Source organism: Burkholderia cepacia ATCC 25416, assembly GCF_001411495.1.
GTDB lineage: Bacteria > Pseudomonadota > Gammaproteobacteria > Burkholderiales > Burkholderiaceae > Burkholderia > Burkholderia cepacia.
Map to the genome: position 1 here is coordinate 1,209,602 of NZ_CP012981.1, position 26,251 is coordinate 1,235,852.

22 protein-coding genes are annotated in these 26,251 nt (G+C 66.3%); 17 read left to right on the top strand and 5 right to left on the bottom strand.

What is annotated here, in order from left to right:
* The first annotated feature begins 7 nt into the window (after positions 1–7).
* Positions 8–694: a protein-methionine-sulfoxide reductase heme-binding subunit MsrQ gene (gene msrQ / locus APZ15_RS05515; protein WP_027788572.1), complete on the top strand. Its 687-nt coding sequence runs from the start codon at positions 8–10 to the stop codon at positions 692–694.
* Positions 695–768: 74 nt separating this feature from the next.
* Here the strand turns inward: msrQ and lptM are convergent, their stop codons facing one another.
* Complete coding sequence (lptM, locus tag APZ15_RS05520) at positions 769–1,047, bottom strand: LPS translocon maturation chaperone LptM (RefSeq protein ID WP_021161743.1); 279 nt, start codon at positions 1,045–1,047, stop codon at positions 769–771.
* 36 nt (positions 1,048–1,083) lie between these two features.
* Here lptM and cyaY point away from each other — a divergent pair, with 36 nt between their 5' ends.
* Entirely contained in the window at positions 1,084–1,410 is a 327-nt protein-coding gene (cyaY, locus tag APZ15_RS05525) for an iron donor protein CyaY (protein ID WP_021161744.1), read from the top strand.
* Between the two features lie 78 nt (positions 1,411–1,488).
* On the opposite strand, the gene APZ15_RS05530 is transcribed toward cyaY, so the two are convergent.
* The gene (locus APZ15_RS05530) at positions 1,489–3,876 is read right to left on the bottom strand and encodes a penicillin-binding protein 1A (RefSeq protein WP_088611330.1); all 2,388 of its coding nucleotides are present in this window, start codon (positions 3,874–3,876) and stop codon (positions 1,489–1,491) included.
* A 225-nt stretch (positions 3,877–4,101) separates the two neighbouring features.
* Between APZ15_RS05530 and APZ15_RS05535 the strand changes: the two genes are divergently transcribed.
* The 12 genes from APZ15_RS05535 to ugpQ all read left to right on the top strand — a co-directional run bounded on the left by APZ15_RS05535 (position 4,102) and on the right by ugpQ (position 16,212).
* Positions 4,102–5,022, top strand: coding sequence for a type IV pilus biogenesis protein PilM (locus APZ15_RS05535; RefSeq protein ID WP_027788570.1), 921 nt, complete (start codon positions 4,102–4,104; stop codon positions 5,020–5,022).
* Positions 5,019–5,627, top strand: a complete 609-nt coding sequence (locus APZ15_RS05540) for a hypothetical protein (protein WP_049097336.1) — start codon at positions 5,019–5,021, stop codon at positions 5,625–5,627. The genes APZ15_RS05535 and APZ15_RS05540 overlap by 4 nt, the downstream gene beginning before the upstream one ends.
* Complete coding sequence (locus APZ15_RS05545) at positions 5,624–6,490, top strand: hypothetical protein (protein ID WP_027788568.1); 867 nt, start codon at positions 5,624–5,626, stop codon at positions 6,488–6,490. The genes APZ15_RS05540 and APZ15_RS05545 overlap by 4 nt, the downstream gene beginning before the upstream one ends.
* A complete protein-coding gene (locus tag APZ15_RS05550; RefSeq protein WP_027788567.1) occupies positions 6,487–8,130 on the top strand; it encodes a type IV pilus secretin PilQ in 1,644 nt (547 codons plus the stop codon). Before APZ15_RS05545 ends, APZ15_RS05550 begins: the two co-directional genes overlap by 4 nt.
* A gap of 40 nt (positions 8,131–8,170) precedes the next feature.
* Positions 8,171–8,725: a shikimate kinase AroK gene (gene aroK / locus APZ15_RS05555; RefSeq protein WP_027788566.1), complete on the top strand. Its 555-nt coding sequence runs from the start codon at positions 8,171–8,173 to the stop codon at positions 8,723–8,725.
* The gene (aroB, locus tag APZ15_RS05560) at positions 8,722–9,801 is read left to right on the top strand and encodes a 3-dehydroquinate synthase (protein WP_027788565.1); all 1,080 of its coding nucleotides are present in this window, start codon (positions 8,722–8,724) and stop codon (positions 9,799–9,801) included. Before aroK ends, aroB begins: the two co-directional genes overlap by 4 nt.
* 42 nt (positions 9,802–9,843) lie before the next feature.
* Entirely contained in the window at positions 9,844–11,052 is a 1,209-nt protein-coding gene (locus tag APZ15_RS05565; RefSeq protein WP_021162708.1) for a deoxyguanosinetriphosphate triphosphohydrolase, read from the top strand.
* A 90-nt stretch (positions 11,053–11,142) separates the two neighbouring features.
* Positions 11,143–12,477: a sn-glycerol-3-phosphate ABC transporter substrate-binding protein UgpB gene (gene ugpB / locus APZ15_RS05570; RefSeq protein ID WP_027788564.1), complete on the top strand. Its 1,335-nt coding sequence runs from the start codon at positions 11,143–11,145 to the stop codon at positions 12,475–12,477.
* Positions 12,478–12,574: 97 nt separating this feature from the next.
* Positions 12,575–13,459, top strand: coding sequence for a sn-glycerol-3-phosphate ABC transporter permease UgpA (gene ugpA, locus APZ15_RS05575; RefSeq protein WP_027788563.1), 885 nt, complete (start codon positions 12,575–12,577; stop codon positions 13,457–13,459).
* Complete coding sequence (gene ugpE, locus APZ15_RS05580; protein ID WP_027788562.1) at positions 13,456–14,301, top strand: sn-glycerol-3-phosphate ABC transporter permease UgpE; 846 nt, start codon at positions 13,456–13,458, stop codon at positions 14,299–14,301. The genes ugpA and ugpE overlap by 4 nt, the downstream gene beginning before the upstream one ends.
* 32 nt (positions 14,302–14,333) lie before the next feature.
* Positions 14,334–15,419, top strand: a complete 1,086-nt coding sequence (locus APZ15_RS05585) for a sn-glycerol-3-phosphate import ATP-binding protein UgpC (protein ID WP_027788561.1) — start codon at positions 14,334–14,336, stop codon at positions 15,417–15,419.
* 28 nt (positions 15,420–15,447) lie between these two features.
* Positions 15,448–16,212, top strand: a complete 765-nt coding sequence (gene ugpQ / locus APZ15_RS05590) for a glycerophosphodiester phosphodiesterase (protein WP_027788560.1) — start codon at positions 15,448–15,450, stop codon at positions 16,210–16,212.
* A 163-nt stretch (positions 16,213–16,375) separates the two neighbouring features.
* Here the strand turns inward: ugpQ and APZ15_RS05595 are convergent, their stop codons facing one another.
* A complete protein-coding gene (locus APZ15_RS05595; RefSeq protein WP_027788559.1) occupies positions 16,376–17,107 on the bottom strand; it encodes an OmpW/AlkL family protein in 732 nt (243 codons plus the stop codon).
* Between the two features lie 193 nt (positions 17,108–17,300).
* Between APZ15_RS05595 and APZ15_RS05600 the strand changes: the two genes are divergently transcribed.
* From APZ15_RS05600 to APZ15_RS05610, 3 genes are all read left to right on the top strand, one after another.
* Positions 17,301–18,014, top strand: a complete 714-nt coding sequence (locus APZ15_RS05600; protein ID WP_027783329.1) for a transposase — start codon at positions 17,301–17,303, stop codon at positions 18,012–18,014.
* 288 nt (positions 18,015–18,302) lie between these two features.
* A complete protein-coding gene (locus tag APZ15_RS05605; RefSeq protein ID WP_027788558.1) occupies positions 18,303–23,006 on the top strand; it encodes a glutamate synthase-related protein in 4,704 nt (1,567 codons plus the stop codon).
* A gap of 85 nt (positions 23,007–23,091) precedes the next feature.
* The gene (locus APZ15_RS05610) at positions 23,092–24,558 is read left to right on the top strand and encodes a glutamate synthase subunit beta (protein ID WP_021162703.1); all 1,467 of its coding nucleotides are present in this window, start codon (positions 23,092–23,094) and stop codon (positions 24,556–24,558) included.
* 60 nt (positions 24,559–24,618) lie between these two features.
* Here the strand turns inward: APZ15_RS05610 and APZ15_RS05615 are convergent, their stop codons facing one another.
* The gene (locus APZ15_RS05615) at positions 24,619–25,017 is read right to left on the bottom strand and encodes a hypothetical protein (protein ID WP_027788557.1); all 399 of its coding nucleotides are present in this window, start codon (positions 25,015–25,017) and stop codon (positions 24,619–24,621) included.
* Between the two features lie 76 nt (positions 25,018–25,093).
* Positions 25,094–26,227: a lipid II-degrading bacteriocin gene (locus APZ15_RS38785; RefSeq protein ID WP_080982187.1), complete on the bottom strand. Its 1,134-nt coding sequence runs from the start codon at positions 26,225–26,227 to the stop codon at positions 25,094–25,096.
* Between the last annotated feature and the right edge of the window lie 24 nt (positions 26,228–26,251).

Below are 26,251 nucleotides of genomic sequence, written 5' to 3' on the forward strand. Positions count from 1 at the left end.
AAACGACATGCCTCCTTCGACGCTGACGCCCGCGCGTGCAGCGGGCGCCGGCCCGGCTGCACGTGCCGTGCGGGCCGGCGCGACTCGCCCCGCCGCGCCGCGCTGGCTCGCGCCGGCCAAGGTGCTGGTATTCGCGGCAGGCCTTTATCCGCTCACGCGTCTCGTGCTGTTCGGGCTGACCGACCGGCTCGGCGCGAATCCGATCGAGTTCATCACGCGCTCGACGGGCCTCTGGACGCTCGTGATGCTGTGCGTCACGCTCGCCGTCACGCCGCTTCGGCGCATGACGGGGGTCGCCGCGCTGCTGCGCTTTCGCCGCATGATCGGGCTGTTCGCGTTCTTCTACGCGACGCTGCACTTCACGACTTACCTGTGGTTCGACAAGTGGTTCGATGTCGTCGCGATCCTGAAGGACGTCGGCAAGCGCCCGTTCATCACGGTCGGTTTCGCCGCGTTCGTGCTGCTGATTCCGCTCGCGGCAACGTCGCCGCGCGCGATGGTGCGCCGGCTCGGCCGCCACTGGGCGACGCTGCACAGCGCGATCTACGCGATTGCGCTGTTCGGTGTGCTGCACTTCTGGTCGATGAGGGCCGGCAAGCACAATCTCGCGCAGCCGAAGCTGTATGCGGCGATCGTTGTCGCGCTGCTCGGCTGGCGGCTGGCTGCATGGGGATGGCGGCGCGTGCGCGCGTGACGGCGCAGAAAAACAAAAGGCGATGACCGGGAAGTCATCGCCTCGTTTCGCGAGCCTGCGCGGGCGGCGCGTCGTTACTTCGCGACGGCCGGGCTCGATGCCGGTGCAGCCGTGGCGGATGCCCCGCTCGACAATTCGGGCGACAGCATGAGCGGCGTGCCGGACGAATCGGGCACACTGTCGGACGACGCGTTTTCATCGGTCGGCTTCACGTCCGACGGCGGTGTGTCCTGCTGCTGGAGTGGCTTGGGCAGCGGAGGCACGGTGGGCAGATAGAGCGCGCCGCTTTGACCGCAGCCGGCAAGAATCGCCAAAGCCGCTACAATCGCGCTCATCCGGAAAACGACTCGCATGATCGTCCCTGAACAATTGAACCGATAGAGTTTAGCATGTCCGATACCGAATACCTGACCCGTGCCGAGGCCGTGCTGGCGGCCGTCGAGCGTACCGTCGACGACGCCAACGACGGCGATCACGACATCGATCTGGAGCGCAACGGCAGCGTCCTGACGCTGACGTTCGAGAACGGCTCGAAGATCATCGTCAACCTGCAGCCGCCGATGAAGGAAGTGTGGATCGCCGCGAAGGCCGGCGGTTTCCATTACCGGTTCATCGACGGCGCATGGCGCGATACGCGCACGGGCACCGAGTTCTTCTCGGCGCTCACCGAATACGCGACTCAGCAGGCCGGCCTGCCGATCACGTTCAGCGCATGACGATCGGGGCCCCGCCCCGACGCGTGACCCAACGAAAAAGCGCCCCGCGGGGCGCTTTTTTCATGTCCGGGCCGAGAGTCAGTGCGCCTGGAACAGGTTCATGATGTCCTGCTTTTCCTGCTCGTCGACGTGCGGCACGGTCGCATCGACGTTCTGCGCGGCTGGCGCTTGCGGCACGCCGACCGTCGACACGAAGCCGTGACCCGGCGCGAACTCGGTGAAGTACAGCTCGCCGCCGAGCGATTCGACGCCGTCCGGCATCGTCGGCTTGAACTCGGGCACACCCTTCAGCGCGGCACCCATGTAGTCGATCCAGACGGGCAGCGAGAGGCCGCCGCCCGTTTCGCGATCGCCGAGGCTGCGCGGATTGTCGTAGCCGATCCACGCGATCGCGGCGAGCGTGTGCTGGTAGCCGGCGAACCACGCGTCGTGCGAGTCGTTCGTCGTGCCGGTCTTGCCCGCGAGGTCGGTGCGCTTCAGCACGTTGGTCCGTGCGCCCGTGCCGCGTTGCGCGACGCTCTGCAGCAGGCTGTTCATCACGTACGCGTTACGCGCGTCGATGGCGCGCGGCGCATTCTGTTCGGCGACGAGCGGCTGCGCGCGCACGACGATCGCGCCGTTCGGATCGGTGACTTCGGCGATCAGGTACGGATTGACGCGGTAGCCGCCGTTCGCGAATACCGAATACGCGCCCGCCATCTGCAGCGGCGTGACCTGGCCCGCGCCGAGTGCCATCGGCAGGTACGCCGGATGGCGTTCCGCGTCGAAGCCGAAGCGCGTGATGTACTGCTGCGCGTACTTCGTGCCGATGTGGTTCAGGATCCGGATCGACACGAGGTTGCGCGAACGCTGCAGCGCGGTGCGCATCGACATCGGGCCTTCGAAGCCGCCGCCGTAGTTCTTCGGCTCCCACGGCTGGCCGCCCGTTTCGGCCGCGCTGAAATACAGCGGACCGTCGTTGATCACCGTTGCCGGCCCGAGGCCCTTGTCGAGCGACGCCGAATAGATGAACGGCTTGAACGACGAACCCGGCTGCCGCCACGCCTGCGTGACGTGGTTGAACTTGTTCTTGTTGTAGTCGAAGCCGCCGACGAGCGAGCGGATCGCGCCGTCCTGCGGGACGATCGACAGGAACGCCCCCTCGACCTGCGGCAACTGCGTGATCGACCATTTGCCGGCGTCGTTCTTCACGACGCGGACGATCGCACCCGGACGGATGCGGCGATTCGGCTGCGCATTGGTCGACAGCGCGCCCGACGCGAAGCGCAGGTTGTCGCCTTCGATCGTCGCATTGCTGCCGTCGATGAACGCGACCGTGATCTGGCGCGGGTTCGCGGCCGTGACGACCGCTGCAATCAGTTCGCCGTTGTCGGGGTGTTCGAGCAGCGCATCGTCGATCGCCTGTTCGCGGTCGTCGGCGCCGGCCGGCAGCTCGATGAAGCCTTCCGGCCCCCGATAGCCGTGCCGGCGTTCGTAATCCATGATCCCCTTGCGCAGCGCGGTATAGGCGACCTGCTGATCCGCGGAGTCGATCGTCGTGACGACGTTGAAGCCGCGCGTGTAGGTTTCCTCGTGGTATTGCGCGTACATCATTTGTCGGACCATTTCCGCGACGTACTCGGCGTGCACGCTGAAATCGCGGCCCGGACCCTTGACGACGAGCGGCTGTGCGACGGCCTCGTCGTACTGCTCGCGCGAGATGAAGTTCAGCTCGAGCATCCGTTGCAGGATGTATTCCTGGCGCACCTTCGCGCGCTTCGGGTTCACAACCGGGTTGTACGCGGACGGCGCCTTCGGCAGCCCCGCGAGCATCGCCGCTTCGGCGAGCGTGATGTCCTTCAGGTCCTTGCCGAAGTAGACCCGCGCGGCGCTCGCGAAGCCGTATGCGCGCTGGCCGAGATAGATCTGATTCATGTAGACCTCGAGAATCTGATCCTTCGTCAGCGCACGCTCGATCCGGTACGCGAGCAGCATCTCGTAGATCTTGCGCGTGTAGGTCTTCTCGCTCGACAGGAAGAAGTTGCGCGCGACCTGCATCGTGATCGTGCTCGCCCCCTGCGACGCATGGCCGTTCGTCAGCGCGACGAAGCCGGCGCGCACGATGCCGGTGAGGTCGACACCGCCGTGATCGTAGAACCGCGCGTCCTCGATCGCGAGGATCGCCTTCTTCAGCGAGTCGGGCACGTCCTTGAAATGGACGACGTCGCGGCGCTCTTCGCCGAATTCGCCGATCAGCACGTGATCGGACGTATAGATGCGCAGCGGCACCTTCGGGCGATAGTCGGTCAGCGCATCGAGCGACGGCATGTTCGGCCACGCGACGACGAGCGCGTAGCCAAGCACGAGGCCGCCGGCCACGACGAGCGCCACGCACATCGTGGCGAATCCGAGCAGGACTTTTTGCCACCAGGGCCGCTTCTTTGGCTCCGGGGCGGGAGGCGGGGACGTAGGAGTCGTGGATTGCATAGGCATACCGGAAAACAGTCCCGCGATTATAGCTGCCCGGTAAGACCGGTCCTGACGCGGGGGCCGCCCGCCCCGAAGCCGCGGGCCGGCGTGCTTCCAGCATAGCCCGCGCGCGGCCGTCGCGAGCGGATGCTGGCCGTTAGGCCGACTGTCGGCCCGACGCGCCGTTTTGCAGAATCAGTCCCGGAAACGCGGCGTGGGCCGCGACGATCTCGGGAGGCTGGGATGGCGGGAAGATGGCGAGCGCGGTTTGCGCAGGGCGGGCACCGGTCGACGGGAATCGACGTCGGTGCGGACGAGGTGAGGGTGGTCGTGCTGAGCCGGCGCGGCCGGGGCGCCGAGGTGTGCGTCGAGGGGCTGGAGCGGGAGCCGGTCGGGTTGGCGGGTGGCCCGGAGGATGCGCGTTGGGCGGCGGTCGCTCGGGCGCTGGCCGCGGCCGTGTCGAGACTGTCGGCGGCCGACGTGCGGTGCGGCGCGCGCGGCGTGATGGCGTTGCCCGATGACGAGATGCGCACCGCGATGCTGGACCTGGCCGGGCGGGACGACATCGAGGACGCCGCGCGGCAGGCGGCCGAACGCATTTCGGGGCTCGCGCCGGACAGTCTCGCGTTCGACTGGCGGCAGGATGGCGGTGCGGGGGAGATCGAGGTTGCCGTGGCCTCGCTGGCGCTGATCGAACGGCGGGTCGATGTGGCCGCGCAGGCCGGTGTCGATCTGACGGTGGTCGACGGCGAATCGGCCGCCGCGCTGCGTGCGTTGCGCTATGCGGCGCAATGCGAACTCGACGCGCAGGCGGGCCCCTGCGCGGCGCTCTGGTTCCATGACTCGGGCGTGCAGGGCTGGCGAATCGACGGTCCGTCGGCCGTACCGGTGCTGACGCTGTCCGGCGTGGTGCCGGGGGCGTTTTCCGATGCATTGCGCCGGCGCGCGCTCGGGGCCGTGCGCTGTGTCCTCGTGGCCGGGGACGAGCGGTGTATCGCCCGCTTCGAAACGTCCGTCGCCGAGATCGGCGACGTGGTCGGCGCGGTTGCGGTGCCGTTCGACTGCGCGGGCTGGGGCGCGCAATCGTGCCTGTCCACCGGCACGCCGGGCGGCCCGGCATTGGCTGTTGCATTCGGGCTGGCATTGCGCGGGGTGTGGGAATGACGGCCCTCCATGCGGAGCCGGGCGGCTTCAACCTGTTGCCGTACCGGGAGCGGCTGGCGCGGGCGTTGCGACGTCGTCGGGCCGCGCAGTGCGGTACGGCGGTTCTGCTCGGCATACTCGGCGCCGGCCTGTGGACGGGTGTCGCCAGCGGGGCGCGGTGGCGTGTGGATGCGGAGCGCGCAATCGTGGAGGCGCGGCTGCGGCAATTGCAGCCGCAGATGGGCGCTGCGACACGCGCCGCCAATGCGGCGGCCGTCGTCGCGCAGCGTGACGCGCAGGCGGCCGCGCGCGCCGCACCTTATCGGCACGTCGCGGGGCTGCTGGCGACCCTGGCGCAGGTGCACGACGGCACGGTTCGGCTCGATGCGCTGCGTACGACGTCGGCCGGTGCCGTGCTCGATGTCCGCGCCGTGAGCTACCGGGCGGCTGCGCGATGGCTTGCGGGGATGGCGCGCGAGCAGCGTGGCTGGCGGATCGATATCGATGCGTTGAAGCCAGCCCCGGATGCACCGGTCGCTGCCGGCGGGATGCCGTTCCGGTTCTCGGTCCAGTTGCGCTGGCACGACGCGATGCCGTCCCGGAAAGCATCGGGAGGTGGCGCATGACGGCGCTCGCGCATCGGCCCGCACCGTATCGCGGAGGATGGCGGAACGGCGTGCGGCGCGTGTCGCCGGCGACTGCGCATATCGCAGGCTGCGTGCTCGCGTTCGCGGCCGTGCTGACGGGCGGCATTCATCTGGCGAATGCCGCGGACTGGAGCGGGCTCGCGCACAGCCGCGCGTTGCTGGCGGCGGCGCAGAAGCGAGAGGCCGACGCGCAGCGTGTTCTCGCAGCCGCTGCACGGCAACACGACGCGCATCCGGCGGCGGCCGACGGCGATCGCTCGTCGCGTGCGCCGGAATGGGCCGCGTTGATGCTGGAGCTGGCCGATCGCGCCGCGTCGAGCGGGCTGCGCGGCGTATCGATCGAACCGCTGCGCGCCGAGGGGGCAGTGCCGGAAGGGCAGCGCTCGGTGCGCATCGTCGCGGATGGCGGGTTTCGCGCGTTGCTGCAGATGGTCGGATGGCTGGCGCGTTTTCCGGTGCTGGCGGTGCCGACCACGCTGCGTGTCGAACGAGGAAAGGAGGCCGCGCGTGTGGAAATGGCGGTCGACGTGTTTCCGGAGTTGCCGGCGATGACGTCCAAGGGCGGGGAGACGCCGGTTCTGGCCGACGCGCCCGGCGCCGATCCGTTCGGCGAGGCCGGCTCGTCTGAAACGGAGGGGGCGGCTGCCCGCCTGGCCGGCACGATTCGCGACAGGCGTGCCGGTCTCGCGTTGTTCGACGACGGTGGCGGCGCATTCGCTGCCCTGGTGCCCGGCGAAGCCCTCGGGGCCGCGCGGGTGGTGCGAGTCGATCCCGTCACCGTGACGCTCGCGACGGCGGATGGCGCGTACCGAGTCGCCCTGGACGACGGGAGGCACCCATGATGAAGCACGGATGTCGGGCGCTCGCCGTCTGGGCCGGATTGACGGCGGCCGGTGCAAGCGCCTCGTTGCCGCCGCTGCCGGCCGTCTGGCCCGCGGCATCGATGGAGGTGCCGGTGCCGGGCCTGCCGTTGCCCCAAGGCGCGGTGGACGGGGCGGACGGCCCCGCATCTGCGGAGGCCGGCCCGCCGCCGTTCGACCAGGCGGCTCGCACGACGCTTCAGGCGGAGGCCGCCGCCCCGGCCCCCGGGCTGGAGGGGCCGCCGATCCCGTTGGCGCCGCCGGCCCGGATGGGCGATGCCGCCGCGCGGCACCCGGGCGATGCGGACGACGCACGGCGGATTTCGCTGAATCTGCAGGGAGCGGGGCTTGCGGCCGCGTTCGACGCGTTCGCGCGGTTCACCGGGCTCAATATCGTCGTCGGCGAGCAGGTGCGCGGCACCGTCACGTTACGTCTGAACAATGTCCGCTGGCGCGATGCCTTCGACACGCTGCTCGACACGCACGGGCTCGCGATGTCGCGGCGGGGTAACGTGATATGGGTCACGCCGGCGGCCGAGCTGGCGGCGCGCGAACGCGAGCGCTTCGAAATGCACGCGCGGGCCGCGGATCTGGAGCCGCTTGCGAGCCGGACGTTCGCGCTGCGCTACCCGCGCGCGCAGGACGTGCAACGGCTGCTGGCCGGCGCAACCGGCCAGCGCCTGCTGTCGAAGCGCGGCGCCGCGGCGGCGGATCCGCGGACGAACCTGCTGTTCGTCACCGATCTCGCGCCGCGTCTCGACCAGATCGCGAGCCTGATCGATGCGATCGACCGGCCGTCGCGGCAGGTCCGGATCGAGGCCCGCATCGTCGAGGGCGAGCAAGGCTTTTCGCGCAATCTCGGCGCACGTGTCGCGCTGAGGGCGCAGGCGCGGCCGCCGTCGGGCGAGAGTGCGAGCGAAAGCGCCTCGTTCACGAGCGGCGCGCGCAACGCGCTCGACCTTGCCGGGCGGCCGCTCGGCGGCTTCGAAGCGGCGACCGCCGGCTTCACGCTGTTTGCCGCGCCGCTCAGCCGTGTGCTCGACGTCGAACTGAGCGCGCTCGAGGCGCAGGGGCGGGGCCAGATCGTTTCGAGCCCGCGCGTGGTGACCGCCGATCGCGTCAAGGCGATCGTCGAACAGGGTTCGGAGCTGCCGTACCAGGCGAAGGTGGGCAATGGCGTGAGCGGCGTGCAGTTCCGCCGGGCGACGCTCAAGCTCGAGGTCGAGCCGCAGATCACGCCGGACGGGCGCGTCGTGCTCGACCTGGACGTGACGAAGGACAGCGTCGGCGAGCCGACGGCGGCCGGCCCGGCGATTCATACGAAGCACGTACAGACGCGCGTCGAGGTCGAGAACGGCGGGACGGTCGCGATCGGCGGGATCTATGAGCAACTGAACCGGAACGATGTGACGCGCGTGCCGCTCTTGGGCAAAATACCGTTTCTGGGCGCGCTTTTCCGGCACCGCGCGCAACGCGACCAGCGCAGCGAACTGGTCGTCTTCATCACGCCGACGGTCGTCGATGCGCGCTGCGATGCACGCGGCATGGGCAGCGCGGATGCCGATAAAACGGGGCCGGAAGCCGCCGGCGCAGGCTCGACAAGGCAGCCGCTTTGCCAGTAAGCTGCGCCACACACCAGCAAGATTGAAGCAGAGGAAGCCGTTGCAAGCGCGGGACCCACATGCAAACGTATTTTTCGTCGGCCTTATGGGAGCGGGTAAGACCACCGTGGGCCGTGCGGTCGCGCGTCGTCTCGACAGGACGTTCTTCGACTCCGACCACGAAATCGAGGCCCGCACGGGCGCGCGCATTCCGGTGATCTTCGAGCTGGAGGGCGAGGCCGGGTTTCGCGATCGCGAAACGCAGGTCATCGCCGATCTCACGCAGCGCGAGAACATCGTGCTCGCGACGGGCGGCGGCGCGGTGCTGCGCCCGGAAAATCGCGACTGCCTGAAAAGCAACGGTATCGTCGTCTACCTGCGCGCGAACCCGCACGACCTGTGGCTGCGCACGCGCAAGGACAAGAACCGCCCGCTGCTGCAGACCGAAGACCCGAAGGGGCGCCTCGAAGCGCTGTATGAAGTGCGCGACCCGCTGTACCGCGAATGCGCGGATTTCGTCATCGAGACCGGCCGTCCGTCGGTCAACGGTCTCGTCAACATGGTGCTGATGCAACTCGAACTGGCGGGCGTCATCGCCAAGCCGCTACAAGCATGATTACTGTCAACGTCGACCTGGGCGACCGCGCCTACCCGATTCACATTGGCGCCGGCCTGATCGGCCGCGCCGAGCTGTTCGCACCTCACATCAAGGGTTCTTCCGTCACGATCGTCACGAACACGACGGTCGATCCGCTCTACGGCGACGCGCTGCGCGCGGCGCTCGCGCCGCTCGGCAAGCGCGTGTCGACGGTCGTGCTGCCGGACGGCGAGGCGTACAAGAACTGGGAGACGCTGAACCTGATCTTCGACGGCCTGCTGACCGACCGCGCGGACCGCAAGACGACGCTCGTCGCGCTCGGCGGCGGCGTGATCGGCGACATGACGGGCTTTGCGGCCGCATGCTACATGCGCGGCGTGCCGTTCATCCAGGTGCCGACGACGCTGCTGTCGCAGGTCGATTCGTCGGTCGGTGGCAAGACGGGCATCAACCATCCGCTCGGCAAGAACATGATCGGCGCGTTCTACCAGCCGCAGGCCGTGATCGCGGACATCGGCGCGCTGACGACGTTGCCCGACCGTGAACTGGCGGCCGGTGTCGCCGAGATCATCAAGACCGGCGCGATCGCCGATGCGGCATTCTTCGACTGGATCGAGGCCAACGTCGACGCGCTGAACCGTCGCGACCCGGCTGCGCTCGCGCACGCGGTGAAGCGCTCGTGCGAGATCAAGGCGAGCGTGGTGGCGGCCGACGAACGCGAAGGCGGCCTGCGCGCGATCCTGAACTTCGGCCACACGTTCGGTCATGCGATCGAGGCCGGGCTCGGCTACGGCGAGTGGCTGCACGGCGAGGCGGTCGGCTGCGGGATGGTGATGGCGGGCGACCTGTCGGTGCGGCTCGGCCTGCTCGACGAAGCGTCGCGGCAGCGCCTCGATGCGGTGATCGCGGCGGCGCACCTGCCGACCCGCGGGCCCGCGCTCGGCGACGCGCGCTACATGGACCTGATGCGCGTCGACAAGAAGGCGGAGGCCGGCGCGATCAAGTTCATCCTGCTGAAGCGATTCGGCGATACGCTGATCACGCAGGCGCCGGACGAAGCCGTATTCGCTACACTGGCGCAGACGACGCGCTAACGGGCGGCCCGGATGCAACGGCGCCCCTGACATGGAGGAGACGTGAGCGAGACATCCAGCAGCACACTGCCCGAAGCCGGCCGCGTATCCGCTGCGCCGGTGGCCGAGCCGCCGACACTGGCGGCGCTGGAAGCCCATCTCGCTCCGTATGCCGCACACGCGTCGCAGTCGCGCGGCCGCCGCCATCCGGAAACACCACCGGCGGCGCGCACCGAATTCCAGCGCGACCGCGACCGCATCGTCCATTCGACCGCGTTTCGCCGGCTCGAATACAAGACACAGGTCTTCGTCAATCATGAAGGCGATCTGTTCCGCACGCGTCTCACGCACAGCCTCGAAGTCGCGCAGATCGCCCGCTCGGTCGCGCGCAACCTGCGCCTGAACGAGGATCTCGTCGAGGCGATCTCGCTCGCGCACGATCTCGGCCATACGCCGTTCGGCCATGCCGGGCAGGACGCGCTGAACGCCTGCATGCGCGAGCATGGCGGCTTCGAGCACAACCTGCAGAGCCTGGCGGTCGTCGACGAGCTCGAGGAGCACTACGGCGCGTTCAACGGGCTGAACCTGTGCTTCGAGACACGCGAAGGCATCCTGAAGCACTGCTCGCGCGAGAATGCGCGCAAGCTCGGTGCGCTCGGCGAGCGCTTCCTGCAGGGCCGCCAGCCGTCGCTCGAAGCGCAGCTTGCCAACATCGCGGACGAGATCGCGTACAACAACCACGACGTCGACGACGGCCTGCGTTCCGGCCTGATCACGATCGAGCAGCTCGCGGAAGTCGAGCTGTGGCAGCGCCACTACGAGGCGGCGCTCGCCGAGTTCCCGCACCTCGAAGGCCGCCGTCTCGTGCACGAGACGGTGCGCCGCATCATCAACACGCTGATCGTCGACCTGATCGACGAAACGACGCGCAATCTCGCGCGCGTCGCGCCGGCGTCGCTCGACGACGTGCGCGCGGCGCCGCCGCTCGTGTCGCACAGCGAATCCGTTGCCGCCCAGGCGGCCGCCCTCAAGCGTTTCCTCTTCAAGAACCTCTATCGCCACTACAAGGTGATGCGCATGGCGAGCAAGGCGCAGCGCGTCGTCACCGGGCTGTTCGATGCGTTCATCGACGATCCGCGGCTGCTGCCGCCGCCGTACCAGTCCGACGACGCCGCGCAGCAGCCGCGCCTCGTCGCGCACTACATCGCCGGCATGACCGACCGCTTCGCGCTGAAGGAGTATCAGCGCCTGTTCGTCATCAACGACAACTGACTGTCACAAACGATCACTAGACTTCGCCGGTTCAATGGCGATGGGAATGTTGCACACGCTGTTGGTAACGTTTTCATAGGAGAGAGGTCGATGAAGAAGAAGCCTGCGGGGACACTGGTTCGTTCGATCGCGCTCGGCGGCGCGCTGATGTTCGGGGTGCAGCACGCGGCGCTCGCCGCGACGGAAATCCAGTTCTGGCATGCGATGGAAGCCGCGCTCGGCGAGCGGGTCAACGCGATCGCCGACCAGTTCAACGCGTCGCAGAGCGACTACAAGATCGTGCCGGTCTTCAAGGGCACCTACGACCAGGCGCTCGCGGCCGGCATCGCGGCCTACCGCAGCGGCAATGCGCCGGCGATCCTCCAGGTCTATGAAGTCGGCACGGCCACGATGATGCAGGCGAAGAAGGCCGTCGTGCCCGTCTACGACGTGTTCAGGCAGGCCGGCGTGCCGCTCGACGAAAAGGCGTTCGTGCCGACCATCGCGAGCTACTACAGCGACGCGAAGACGGGCCATCTCGTGTCGATGCCGTTCAACAGCTCGACGCCGGTGCTGTACTACAACAAGGACGCGTTCAAGAAGGCCGGGCTCGATCCGAACCAGCCGCCGAAGACGTGGGCCGACGTGAAGGACGATGCCGAGAAACTGCGCAAGTCGGGGATGGCGTGCGGCTTCACGACCGGCTGGCAGGGCTGGATCCAGCTCGAAAACTACAGCGCGTGGCATGCACTGCCGTTCGCGAGCCGCAACAACGGCTTCGACGGTACGGACGCCGTGCTCGAATTCAACAAGCCGCAGCAGATCGCGCACGTGTCGTTCCTGCAGCAGATGGCGAAGGACGGCACGTTCACGTACGCGGGCCGCAAGGACGAAGCATCGGCGAAGTTCTACAGCGGCGACTGCGGGATCATGACGACGTCGTCGGGCGCGCTCGCGAACCTGCAGAAGTTCGCGAAGTTCAGCTTCGGCACGGGCATGATGCCGTACGACGCGAACGTGAAGGGCGCGCCGCAGAACGCGATCATCGGCGGCGCGAGCCTGTGGGTGCTGGCGGGCAAGGATCCGGCGACCTACAAGGGCGTCGCGAAATTCCTCGCGTTTCTCGCATCGCCGGCCGTCGCCGCGAAGTGGCACCAGGACACGGGTTACCTGCCGGTCACCAAGGCGGCGTACGACCTGACGCGCGAACAGGGCTTCTACGCGAAGAACCCGAGCGCCGAAACCGCGATCAAGCAGATGCTGAACAAGCCGCCGCTGCCGTACACGAAGGGGCTGCGCCTGGGCAACATGCCGCAGATCCGCACGGTCGTCGACGAGGAGTTCGAACAGGTCTGGGCGCAGAAGAAATCGCCGAAGGACGCGCTCGATTCGGCGGCCTCGCGCGGCAACGAGCTGCTGCGCCGCTTCGAGAAGTCGGGCAGCTGAGCGCGCATCGCGTTCGTGCCGCCGGCCGCGCCGCGCAAGCGTGCGGGCCGGCCGGCGGCGCGGTTTCCTTTCCGTTTCGTCTGACCGGATATCCGCGATGCAATCCCGTTCCCGTTTCGGCACGAGCCTGCTGCCGTACCTGCTGATCGCGCCGCAACTCGCGATCACCGCCGTGTTCTTCCTGTGGCCGGCCGGCGTCGCGCTGTGGCAGTCGACGCAGATGCAGGACGCGTTCGGCACGTCGAGTGAATTCGTCGGTTTTGCGAACTTCACGCACCTGTTCGCCGATCCGCTGTATCTCGATTCGTTCCGCACGACGCTCGTGTTCAGCACGCTCGTCACGGTGAGCGGGCTCGTCGTGTCGCTGCTGCTCGCCGCGTGCGCGGACCGCGTGACCCGTGGCGCGCGCACATATCGCACGTTGTTGATCTGGCCGTACGCGGTCGCGCCGACGATCGCCGCCGTGCTGTGGGCGTTCCTGTTCAATCCGAGCATCGGCCTGATCACCTATGCGCTCGCGAAGGGCGGCATCGTGTGGAACCACGCGCTGAACGGCGGGCAGGCGATGTTCCTCGTCGTGCTCGCGTCGGTGTGGAAGCAGGTGAGCTACAACTTCCTGTTCTTCTACGCGGGCCTGCAGGCGATTCCGCGTTCGCTGATCGAGGCGGCGGCGATCGACGGCGCGGGGCCGGTGCGACGCTTCTTCAACCTCGTGCTGCCGCTGCTGTCGCCCACCAGTTTCTTCCTGCTGGTCGTCAACCTCGTCTATTCGTTCTTCGACACGTTCCCGGTGATCGACGCGGCCACCGGCGGCGGCCCCGCGCAGAGCACGAAGACGCTGATCTACAAGATCTACGCGGAAGGCTTCCAGGGGCTCGACATCGGCAGCTCCGGCGCGCAGTCGGTCGTACTGATGATCATCGTCGTCGGGCTCACGGTGATCCAGTTCCGTTTCGTCGAACGCAGGGTGCAATACGCATGATCGAAAATCGCAAGGGTTTCGACCTGTTCTGCCACGCGGTGCTGATCGCGGGCGTCGTGCTGATCGTGTTCCCCGTCTACGTCGCGTTCTGTGCGGCGACGATGAGCGCGCAGGAAGTGCTCACGGTGCCGCTGTCGCTCGTGCCGAGCACGCACCTGTTCGAGAACATCGCCTATATCTGGGGCCACGGCAGCGGCGCCGCGACGGCGCCGTTCGGCCGCCTGCTCGTCAACAGCTTCGCGATGGCGCTCGGCATCTCGGTCGGCAAGATCGCGGTGTCGATCCTGTCCGCGTACGCGATCGTCTATTTCCGCTTCCCGTTCCGCAACACGGCGTTCTGGCTGATCTTCGTCACGTTGATGCTGCCGGTGGAAGTGCGGATCTTCCCGACCGTGCAGGTCGTGTCGACGCTGCACCTGACGAACACCTACGCCGGGCTGACGCTGCCGCTGATCGCGTCGGCCACCGCGACGTTCCTGTTCCGGCAGTTCTTCATGACGCTGCCCGACGAACTGATGGACGCCGCGCGCATCGACGGCGCGGGGCCGATGCGCTTCTTCTGGGACGTCGTGCTGCCGCTGTCGAAGACGAGCATCGCGGCGCTGTTCGTGATCACGTTCATCTATGGCTGGAGCCAGTACCTGTGGCCGATCCTGATCACGACGGAAGCATCGCTGTCGACGGCGGTGGTGGGCATCAAGATGATGATCGCGAGCGGCGACGCCGCGACCGAATGGCAATACGTGATGGCGGCGACGCTGCTGGCGATGATTCCGCCGCTCGTCGTCGTGCTGGCGATGCAGCGCTGGTTCGTGCGCGGCCTCGTCGATTCCGAGAAATGAACCACGGACGGTAACCGGGAGAAGGACCAGGTATGGCTGCGCTGAGCTTGAAGGGCGTCAGGAAATCCTACGACGGCAAGCAGCACGTGCTGCATGGCATCGACGTGGAGATCGCCGACGGCGAATTCATCGTGCTGGTCGGCCCGTCGGGCTGCGGCAAGTCGACGTTGCTGCGGATGATCGCGGGGCTCGAGACGGTGACGGACGGCGAGATCGCGATCGGCGAGCGCGTCGTCAACACGCTGGAGCCGAAGGATCGCGACATCGCGATGGTGTTCCAGAACTATGCGCTGTATCCGCACATGACGGTCGCGCAGAACATGGGCTACGGGCTGAAGATCCGCGGGATCGAGCGTGCGACGATCGACTCGCGGGTGGCGGCGGCCGCGAAGATCCTCGAACTCGAGCCGCTGCTCGCGCGGCGCCCGCGCGAGCTGTCGGGCGGCCAGCGGCAGCGCGTCGCGATGGGGCGCGCGATCGTGCGCGAGCCGTCGGTGTTCCTGTTCGACGAGCCGTTGTCGAACCTCGACGCGAAATTGCGCGTGCAGATGCGGCTCGAGATCCAGCGGCTGCATGCGCGGCTCGCGACGACGAGCGTCTACGTGACGCACGACCAGATCGAGGCGATGACGCTTGCGCAGCGTGTGATCGTGATGAATCGCGGCTACGCGGAGCAGATCGGCGCGCCGGTCGACGTGTACGAGAAGCCGGCGACGGTGTTTGTCGCGGGCTTCATCGGCTCGCCCGCGATGAACCTCATGCACGGCCGGCTGTCGGACGACGGCGCGACCTTCACGGTCGCGGGCGGCGGCCCCGCGCTGCCGGTCGCCGGCGCACCCGGCATAGGCGCGGAGATCGCCACCGGGCGCGACTGGGTGCTCGGCGTGCGTCCGGAACACATGACACCGCAGCCGGGCGTCGCGCAGGCGACGCTGCCGGTCGACTCGTGCGAGCTGCTCGGCGCGGACAACCTCGCGCACGGCCGCTGGGGCAACCACGACGTCGCGGTGCGCCTGCCGCACGCGGACCGCCCCGCGCGCGGCACGGCGCTGGCGGCCGCGCTGCCCGCGCACCGGCTGCATTTCTTCGACCCAGAGACCGGCAAGCGTGCCGGCTGAACCGGCTGACCTTGCAGAGAGACCGACGATGATTTCCCGTACCGACTGGCCCTATCCGCGCGTCGTCGCCCATCGCGGCGGCGGCACGCTCGCGCCGGAGAACACGCTCGCCGCGCTCGACGAGGGCGCGCGACGCGGTTACCGGATGGTCGAGTTCGACGCGAAGCTGTCGGCCGACGACGTGACGTTCCTGCTGCACGACGACACGGTCGACCGGACGTCGAACGGCCAGGGGGCGGCGGCGGGCATGCGCTATGCGGCGCTGGCCGAGCTCGACGCGGGGGCTTGGCGCGACGCGCGCTTCGCGGGCGAGCGGATGCCGACGCTCGAGGCGGCGGCGGCACGCTGCATCGCGCACGGGCTGGCCGCCAACGTCGAGATCAAGCCGTGCCCGGGGCGCGAGCGCGAGACCGGGCAGCGCGTGGCGGCCGACGCGGCCGCGTACTGGCGCGATGCGGCGGTCCCGCCGCTGCTGTCGTCGTTCTCGTTCGATGCGCTGCAACAGGCGCGCGAGACCGTGCCGGCGCTGCCGCGCGGGATGCTCTACGAGTCCGTGCCGGACGACTGGCATGCGCAGGTCGTCGGCGCGCTCGGCTGCGTATCGTTGCATGCAGACCACAAACGGCTCGACGAACTGCTCGTGCGCGCGATCAAGGCGGCCGGGCTGCGCATCCTGGTGTACACGGTGAACGACCTCGAACGGGCGCGCGAACTCGCGCGTTGGGGTGTCGACGCGATCTGCACGGACCGCATCGACCTGATTGGTCCCGATGCGCTGGACGACATCGCGTAGCGCCCGGTCCCGCGCGATGGCGGGCAAGGGAAGACCCTGAGACAAAAAAACGACGCCCCGGCGGGATTTCGCCGGGGCGTTTTACATCGTGGAGACGTTACGTCACGAAAATTCCGCTACAAATTGCAGCAGGATTAACCATTCCCCAAATATTCGACTACGCTTAGAAGCGGTAACCGACGTTCAGGTACGTGACGATCGGGTTGAGCGAGATCTTCGCTTTCGACGTTTCGGTCAGGGTGCCGACCGGCGTCCGGCGGGCCGTCGTGAAGGTTGCGGTCACGCTGACCGGGATGTACGAGAGCGACAGGCCCGCGAACCAGTGTTTCGTGAAGTTGTACGTGAAGCCGGCGTTGAACACGGGCGCCCACTGGTTGCTGGTCGTCGCGCTGGTCGGACCGCCGAGCACGCCGTTCTCGAAGCTGCTGTTCGTGATCTTTGCGCCGGTGAACCAGACGTACGTCGCGCCGACGCCGACATACGGACGGAACTTCGCGTTGGCGTCGTTGAAGTGGTAGCGAAGCAATACGGCGGGGCTCCACTGGTACGCACGGCCGAGTACGCCGAACTTTTCGAACTGACCCTTGCCGGTAATGTCGAACTTCGGCGGTATCCCCATCACGAGCTCGGTGGAGATGTGGTCGGTGACGAAGTAGCCAGCGGCGAGCCCGAGCGTATCGGCGTCGTTGATGCCGGCGCCCGTGTTGGGAATCGATTGGTTGATGGGCGTGCCGCCGACGCGATACAGGAACAGCGGGTCGCTGCTGTCCTGCGGCGACAGGTGCAGCCAGCCGGTGCTGACGTAGAAATCACCTGCGGATTGTGCATGTGCCGTACCGCCCGCGAACGTGAATGCGAGCGCTGCGGCCCCCGTAATGGCCAGTTTTCGTTTCATTGTGTCTCCTCCGATCTAAGGCGTGCTCATTATGACGACTGCGTTTAAAACCAAACAAGCTCGTAAGTTAGAGTTTTCACCCTAGGATTAGTACGACCGTACGTATCCGCGCACCGACAGGACGGGCATTCTACGCAGGTGCGCACTTTCGGACCTCCGGGTATTTCCTAACGCGTTCAAACGGACATTCAGCATGGCACGGTTAGCCCGACTCTACGTTCCCGACCAGCCGCAGCACGTGATACTGCGCGGCCTGGATCAGCAACCCGCGTTCGTCGACGACCAGGACTACGAACTCTTCATCGACTGCCTGAAGGCCGCCGCGCGCGATCACCACCTGTCGGTGCATGCCTATGTGCTGCTGCCGCGCCAGGTGCAACTCCTCGTGACCCCGAGCGACGAGGCGAGCCTGCCGAAGGCGATGCAGGCCGTCGGCCGTCGCTACGTCGCGCATTTCAACCGGCGCTATTCGCGGCGCGGCACCCTGTGGGAAGGCCGCTACCGCGCGACCGTGATCGAAGGCGAGCGCTATTTCCTGCTCGCGAGCCGCGTGGTCGAGATGAGCCCGGTACGCTCGCAACTCGTTGCGACGCCCGAAGCCTATCGCTGGTCGAGCTACCGGCATCACGTCGGGCTCACCGTCGACAGCCTGATCACCGACCATCCGCTCTACTGGGCGCTCGGCAATACGCCGTTCGACCGCCAGCGCGCGTACAAGGAGCTGTGCGAGCAGCCGCTCGACGAGCGGCAGGCCGACCAGCTGCAGCAGGCGACGCTGAAAGGCTGGGTGCTCGGCGGCGAGAACTATCGCGAGTGGGCGGCGCGCACGGCAAACCGGCGCGTGTCGCCGCTGCCGCGCGGACGCCCCAGAAAGGTGCGCGAGAACACGCCGCCGATCCAGCAGTAACGCCGGAAAGGCGGGCCAGAAGCGGCGCTGCGGGCGCCGCTTCTTTTTGCACCAAAATGATACGGCCCCAATAAAACGGCACCAGATCGAAGCATCCGTTTAATTGGGGTTCGATCAAGCGGTTTTTGTTGCTATTCCCTTGATTCGTCGCGTATATTCCGAATTCCGGTGGCCCGGGCGAAGCATGCCCACCCACTGTCGGCCGCGCCGTCTCCCGTCGGGAGCGGGATCGACGGCAACAAGAAAATGGTTCAACGGCCTCCAGGCCCCCTTTACGACGGTGTCCCCATGAACGACCACCAGCAGCCGCTCGCCGCGGTGCCCGCCGCACAAGGTCTGTATGACCCGCAAAACGAACACGACGCCTGCGGCGTCGGCTTCGTCGCTCACATCAAGGGCAAGAAGAGCCACGAGATCATTCAGCAGGGTCTGAAGATCCTCGAGAACCTCGATCACCGTGGCGCGGTCGGTGCCGATCCGCTGATGGGCGACGGTGCGGGCATCCTGATCCAGATTCCGGACGCGTTCTATCGCGAGGAAATGGCGAAGCAGGGCGTGAACCTGCCGCCGGCCGGCGAATATGGGGTCGGCATGATCTTCCTGCCGAAGGAAAACGCATCGCGTCTCGCGTGCGAGCAGGAGCTCGAGCGCACGGTGAAGGCCGAAGGCCAGGTCGTGCTCGGCTGGCGCGACGTGCCGGTCGACCACGCGATGCCGATTTCGCCGACCGTGAAGGCGAGCGAGCCGCTGATCCGTCAGATCTTCATCGGCCGCGGCAAGGACATCATGGTGACGGACGCGCTCGAGCGGAAGCTGTACGTGATCCGCAAGACGGCCAGCCACCGTATCCAGGCGCTGAAGCTCAAGCACGGCAAGGAATACTTCGTGCCGTCGATGTCGGCGCGCACGATCGTCTACAAGGGGCTGCTGCTCGCGGGCCAGGTCGGCGTGTACTACCGCGACCTGCAGGACGCGCGCGTCGTGTCGGCGCTCGCGCTCGTGCACCAGCGCTTCTCGACCAACACGTTCCCGGCATGGGAGCTGGCTCACCCGTACCGGATGATCGCGCACAACGGCGAGATCAACACCGTGAAGGGCAACGTGAACTGGCTGAACGCGCGTACCGGCGCGATCGCGTCGCACGTGCTCGCCGACGATCTTCCGAAGCTGTGGCCGCTGATCTACCCGGGCCAGTCCGATACGGCGTCTTTCGACAACTGTCTCGAACTGCTGGTGATGGCCGGCTACCCGCTCGTGCACGCGGTGATGATGATGATCCCGGAAGCGTGGGAACAGCACACGCTGATGGACGAGAACCGCCGCGCGTTCTACGAATACCACGCCGCGATGATGGAGCCGTGGGACGGCCCGGCCGCGATCGCGTTCACCGACGGCCGCCAGATCGGCGCGACGCTCGACCGTAACGGCCTGCGTCCGGCGCGCTACATCGTGACCGACGACGACCTCGTCATCATGGCGTCGGAAGCCGGCACGCTGCCGATCCCCGAATCGAAGATCGTCAAGAAGTGGCGCCTGCAGCCGGGCAAGATGTTCCTGATCGACATGGAACACGGCCGCATCATCGACGACAAGGAGCTCAAGGACAACCTCGCGAACGCGAAGCCGTACAAGAGCTGGATCGACGCGGTGCGCATCAAGCTCGACGAGATCGAGCCGAAGGCCGAGGAAGTCGCGGCCGGCCGTACGCAGGGCGCCGCGCTGCTCGACCGCCAGCAGGCGTTCGGCTATACGCAGGAAGACCTGAAGTTCCTGATGGCGCCGATGGCGCAGCAGGGCGAAGAGGCCGTCGGTTCGATGGGCAACGACTCGCCGCTCGCGGTGATGTCGAACAAGAACAAGACGCTCTATCACTACTTCAAGCAGCTGTTCGCGCAGGTCACGAACCCGCCGATCGACCCGATCCGCGAGAACATGGTCATGTCGCTCGTGTCGTTCATCGGCCCGAAGCCGAACCTGCTCGACACGAACAACATCAACCCGCCGATGCGTCTCGAAGTGTCGCAGCCGGTGCTCGACTTCAAGGACATCGCGAAGATCCGCGCGATCGACCAGTACACGGGCGGCAAGTTCAGCGCATACGAACTGAACATCTGCTATCCCGTCGCCTGGGGCAAGGAAGGCATCGAGGCGCGTCTCGCGTCGCTGTGCGCGGAAGCCGTCGACGCGGTGAAGTCGGGCTACAACATGCTGATCGTGTCCGACCGCAAGACGGACGCCGAGCATGTCGCGATCCCGGCGCTGCTCGCCACGTCGGCGATCCACACGCACCTCGTCCAGCAAGGGCTGCGCACGAGCACGGGCCTCGTCGTCGAGACGGGCTCCGCACGTGAGACGCACCACTTCGCGCTGCTCGCGGGCTACGGCGCGGAAGCCGTGCACCCGTACCTCGCGATGGAAACGCTCGCGAAGATGGCCGAAGGCCTGCCGGGCGACCTGTCGCCGGAGAAGGCCGTCTACAACTTCACGAAGGCGGTCGGCAAGGGCCTGCAGAAGGTGATGTCGAAGATGGGCATCTCGACGTACATGTCGTACACGGGTGCGCAGATCTTCGAAGCGCTCGGCCTGTCGAGCGACCTCGTCGAGAAGTACTTCAAGGGCACGGCGTCGAAGGTCGGCGGCATCGGCCTGTTCGAAGTCGCGGAAGAAGCGATCCGCCTGCACCGCGACGCATTCGGCGACAACCCGGTCCTGCGCGACATGCTCGACGCGGGCGGCGAGTACGCGTACCGCGTGCGCGGCGAAGACCACATGTGGACGCCGGATTCGATCGCGAAGCTCCAGCACGCGACGCGCAGCAACTCGTACCAGACGTACAAGGAATACGCGCACCTGATCAACGACCAGACCAAGCGTCACATGACGTTCCGCGGCCTGTTCGAGTTCAAGGTCGAGCCGACCAAGGCGATTCCGATCGACGACGTCGAGCCGGCGAAGGACATCGTCAAGCGTTTTGCGACGGGTGCGATGTCGCTCGGTTCGATCAGCACCGAAGCGCACGCGACGCTCGCGATCGCGATGAACCGGATCGGCGGCAAGTCGAACACCGGCGAAGGCGGCGAGGACGAGAAGCGTTACCGCAACGAGCTGCGCGGCATTCCGATCAAGTCGGGCGAGACGCTGAAGTCGGTGATCGGCGACGAGATCGTCAGCGACATTCCGCTGAAGGACGGCGATTCGCTGCGCTCGAAGATCAAGCAGGTCGCGTCGGGCCGCTTCGGCGTCACCGCCGAGTACCTGGCATCGGCCGACCAGATCCAGATCAAGATGGCGCAGGGCGCGAAGCCGGGCGAAGGCGGCCAGCTGCCGGGCCACAAGGTGTCCGAGTACATCGGCAAGCTGCGTTACTCGGTGCCGGGTGTCGGCCTGATCTCGCCGCCGCCGCACCACGACATCTACTCGATCGAGGATCTGGCGCAGCTGATCCACGACCTGAAGAACGTGAACCCGAGCTCGAGCATCTCGGTGAAGCTCGTGTCGGAAGTGGGCGTGGGCACGGTCGCGGCCGGTGTCGCGAAGGCGAAGGCCGATCACGTCGTGATCGCCGGCCATGACGGCGGCACGGGTGCGTCGCCGCTGTCGTCGGTGAAGCACGCGGGCACGCCGTGGGAACTCGGCCTGGCCGAAACGCAGCAGACGCTGGTGCTGAACCGCCTGCGCGGCCGGATCCGCGTGCAGGCCGACGGGCAGATGAAGACGGGCCGCGACGTCGTGATCGGCGCGCTGCTCGGCGCGGACGAATTCGGCTTCGCGACGGCACCGCTCGTCGTCGAAGGCTGCATCATGATGCGCAAGTGCCACCTGAACACGTGCCCGGTCGGCGTCGCGACGCAGGATCCGGTGCTGCGTGCGAAGTTCAAGGGCCAGCCCGAGCACGTCGTGAACTACTTCTTCTTCGTCGCCGAGGAAGTGCGCGAGATCATGGCGCAGCTCGGCGTCGCGAAGTTCGACGACCTGATCGGCCGAGCCGATCTGCTCGACACCCGCAAGGGCATCGAGCACTGGAAGGCGAAGGGCCTCGACTTCTCGCGCGTGTTCTACCAGCCGGAAGAGTGCGAGGACGTCGCACCGCGTCACGTCGACGTGCAGGATCACGGCCTCGAGCGCGCACTCGACCACGTGCTGATCGAGAAGGCGAAGGCGGCGATCGAGAACGGCGAGCACGTGTCGTTCATCCAGCCGGTGCGCAACGTGAACCGCACGGTCGGCGCGATGCTGTCGGGCGTGATCGCGAAGAAGCACGGCCACGAAGGCCTGGCCGACGACGCGGTGCACATCCAGCTGAAGGGTACGGCCGGCCAGAGCTTCGGCGCGTTCCTCGCGAAGGGCGTGACGCTCGACCTCGTCGGCGACGGCAACGACTACGTCGGCAAGGGCCTGTCGGGCGGCCGGATCATCATCCGTCCGACCAACGACTTCCGCGGCAAGTCCGAGGAAAACATCATCTGCGGCAACACGGTGATGTACGGCGCGATCGAAGGCGAATCGTTCTTCCGCGGCGTCGCGGGCGAGCGCTTCTGCGTGCGCAACTCGGGCGCGACGGCGGTCGTCGAAGGCACGGGCGACCACGGCTGCGAATACATGACGGGCGGTACGGTCGTCGTGCTCGGCGAGACCGGGCGCAACTTCGCGGCCGGCATGTCGGGCGGTCTCGCGTACATCTACGATCCGGAAGGCACGTTCGCGGCGAAGTGCAACAAGTCGATGGTCGCGCTCGAGCCGGTGCTGCAGCAGGCCGAGCAGGAGCGCACGGTCGACCGCGCACTCTGGCACGCAGGCACGACGGACGAAGCGCTGCTCAAGGGGCTCGTCGAGCGTCATTTCCAGTTCACGGGTTCGCCGCGCGCGAAGTCGCTGCTGGAAAACTGGGACGCGGCGCGCCGCCAGTTCGTGAAGGTGTTCCCGCACGAATACAAGCGCGCGCTGGGCGAGATCGGTGCGAAGAAGGCGGCGAAGGAAGAACTGGCCGCCTGAGCGACGAACGACATAGCGAATGCCGCGCGCGCCTGACGGCCGCGCGCGGCTCCCCCACCCGATACACCGAACAGAAGAGCACCTTATGGGCAAGGCAACCGGTTTTCTGGAGTTCGAACGCCGCCACGAGGCGTACGAAGCACCGCTCACGCGCGTGAAGCACTACAAGGAATTCGTCGCGGCACTGACCGACGCGGACGCGAAGGTCCAGGGCGCGCGCTGCATGGATTGCGGCATCCCGTTCTGCAACAACGGCTGCCCGGTCAACAACATCATTCCGGATTTCAACGATCTCGTTTACCGCCAGGACTGGCAGCAGGCGATCGAAGTCCTGCACTCGACCAACAACTTCCCGGAGTTCACGGGCCGCATCTGCCCGGCGCCGTGCGAGGCGGCGTGCACGCTCGGGATCAACAACGATCCGGTCGGCATCAAGTCGATCGAGCACGCGATCATCGACAAGGCCTGGGCGGAAGGCTGGGTGAAGCCGCTGCCGGCCGAGCACAAGACGGGCAAGAAGGTTGCGGTCGTCGGTTCGGGCCCCGCGGGCCTCGCCGCCGCGCAGCAGCTCGCGCGCGCGGGCCACGACGTGACGGTGTTCGAGAAGAACGATCGTGTCGGCGGCCTGCTGCGTTACGGGATCCCCGACTTCAAGCTCGAGAAGTGGCTGATCGACCGCCGCATGCGCCAGATGGAAGCGGAAGGCGTGACGTTCCGCACCAGCGTGTTCATCGGCAAGGATCCGCTGCCCGAGTCGATCGGCAGCCTCGCGAAGGAAACCATTTCTCCGGACACGCTGAAGGAAGAATTCGACGCGGTCGTGATCGCGGGCGGTTCGGAAACGCCGCGCGACCTGCCGGTGCCGGGCCGCGAGCTCGCCGGCGTGCATTACGCGATGGACTTCCTGCCGCAGCAGAACCGCGTGAACGCGGGCGACAAGCTCGCCGACCAGCTGCTCGCGAAGGGCAAGCACGTGATCGTGATCGGCGGCGGCGATACGGGTTCGGACTGCGTCGGCACGTCGAACCGTCACGGCGCGAAGCAGGTCACGCAGTTCGAGCTGCTGCCGCAGCCGCCGGAAGAGGAGAACAAGCCGCTCGTGTGGCCGTACTGGCCGATCAAGCTGCGCACGTCGTCGTCGCACGAGGAAGGCTGCGAGCGCGACTGGGCGGTCGCGACGAAGCGTCTCGAAGGCAAGAACGGCAAGGTCGAGAAGCTGATCGCCGCGCGCGTCGAGTGGAAGGACGGCAAGATGCAGGAAGTGCCGGGCTCGGAGTTCGAACTGAAGGCCGATCTCGTCCTGCTCGCGATGGGCTTCACGCAGCCGGCGGCGCCGGTGCTCGAAGCGTTCGGCGTCGCGAAGGACGCGCGCGGCAACGCGCGTGCGGCGACCGAAGGCGATCGCTCGTACTACACGTCGGTCGACAAGGTGTTCGCCGCGGGCGACATGCGTCGCGGCCAGTCGCTCGTGGTGTGGGCGATCCGCGAAGGCCGCCAGTGCGCGCGCTCGGTCGATGCGTACCTGATGGGGCATTCGAACCTGCCGCGCTGAGCTGAATATCGCGAGCGGGTTTCGATGAGAGCCGGGCGTCCGAAAGGGCGCCCGGTTTTTTTATTTCTGATGCTGTGGGCGATCGCGGGCTTGTCCGGTTGGGGCGCCCAACGGATCGATGGTTCGCCCGTAGCTTGCAAGTTGCTCGTTGCAGTCGATCATCGCGGTGTATCGGGTTTCGTCAACGCGCAGCGGGAGTTCCCACACACCCAGCTTCCATGCGTGATACTGCGGCGCGCCGTCGAACCGGATGCTGTCCGGCGGTATCCCATGCGCTTCGAGAAGACGAGCCTGGACTTTTTTCCGTAGCGCATCGAGGGGCATGTCGGGGCAACTGCCTTCCGTTCTCTCATACCGGGAAGCCGCGACGACGATGAACAGCAGCGTATAGGCGCAGATTACTGCGCCAGCTAGCCAAAGAACTAGCCTGAGAACTCCGCGCATGGTTCTGGAAATCATGACGTGCCCGATGGGACGTAAAGAACATGTGTGATGGATTCGGGCAGCCACATTTCCGGAGCCGCCCGGCGGCATGCTAGCGAAGTGGGCGCATCAGTCCACCGAGCGACGGTCTATGGACTGCCTGAGGGGGGCGTGTGCCTGCATTCTTGACCGGCCGTTGGCCCGAGAACGAAAGACTTTTTTCGCCGAAAAAATTGATTTGATAGTCCTTGCGGCCCAGGATGGCGCCGAGCTTGGCCAGAAATGTCGTTGCAGCTTCCTGCAGGAATGGGCGGTTTGAGGGATCTGCATCGAATCTATCGGGATTGAGTGAGTAGTAGCCGTCAAACCGATATGTATCGTCCTCAAGCATCACAAGTGTGCCACGTATCCTGCCGGATACTCGCCCAAAAGTTGAGGCACTCCAGAGGTCCTTTGTTCCGTGATTGAAAATGTTGGTGCTGAAAGCCGTGTCGAACGAGTAGGTGCCGGGACCATATCCGGGATTCTCGATAGCCTTCGTTATTTCTTTGAAATCGGCGACACTCATTTTTAAGTTTAGAGATTCAATGTTGACGGTTCGTTGGGTCCCGTCTCCGTTTATCCAGTGATTAATTGCTTCAACGAACATCAATGGATTTCCATACGATGCAAATCCGCGCGTCGGAGGGATGCCGTGTGACTGACCAACGTAAATGCCGAATAATGCAGTGATGTTGGCATATTGCCCAGGTTCGAAGCTAAATCCATATTGGTTGGCGCCGGGTAAATGCTTGTAGCCACCAAGGGCAAGCCACGGGGTGAAGCCGCCCACCAGTGTTAGTTGATTTCGCCAGAACGCCGTATCGTTTTTGCCAAATACCTCAAGGTGTTTGAGAAACATCTCGGTGGCGCGGATCATGTTGCCCGTGTTTGCGAAAAGCAACATGAAATTCGATGTGCAATATTGATTGAAGCAAATAGAAGGTGCCGGCATTCCTGCGCCAGCATTGGCGCCGGGAATTTCGTTTGCCTTGATAGTGAAATCACCAAAATTAAAGTCGGGTGGCCTTGACTCAGTGATCAAGATGGGCGGGAGGACGTTACTCTGAGCCATGGCCGTCGCGTGCTTCAGTAGCGTGCCAAATGGGAGCATAGTTGACGCAGCCAAAAGGCGTCGTCGCATCAAAGGCTGTTGCTTTTCTTCGGAGGCGTGGTTTGTATTTTTAAGAGGATTCCGTTTCATCATTTCATATCTCGCGTAGTGGTGATT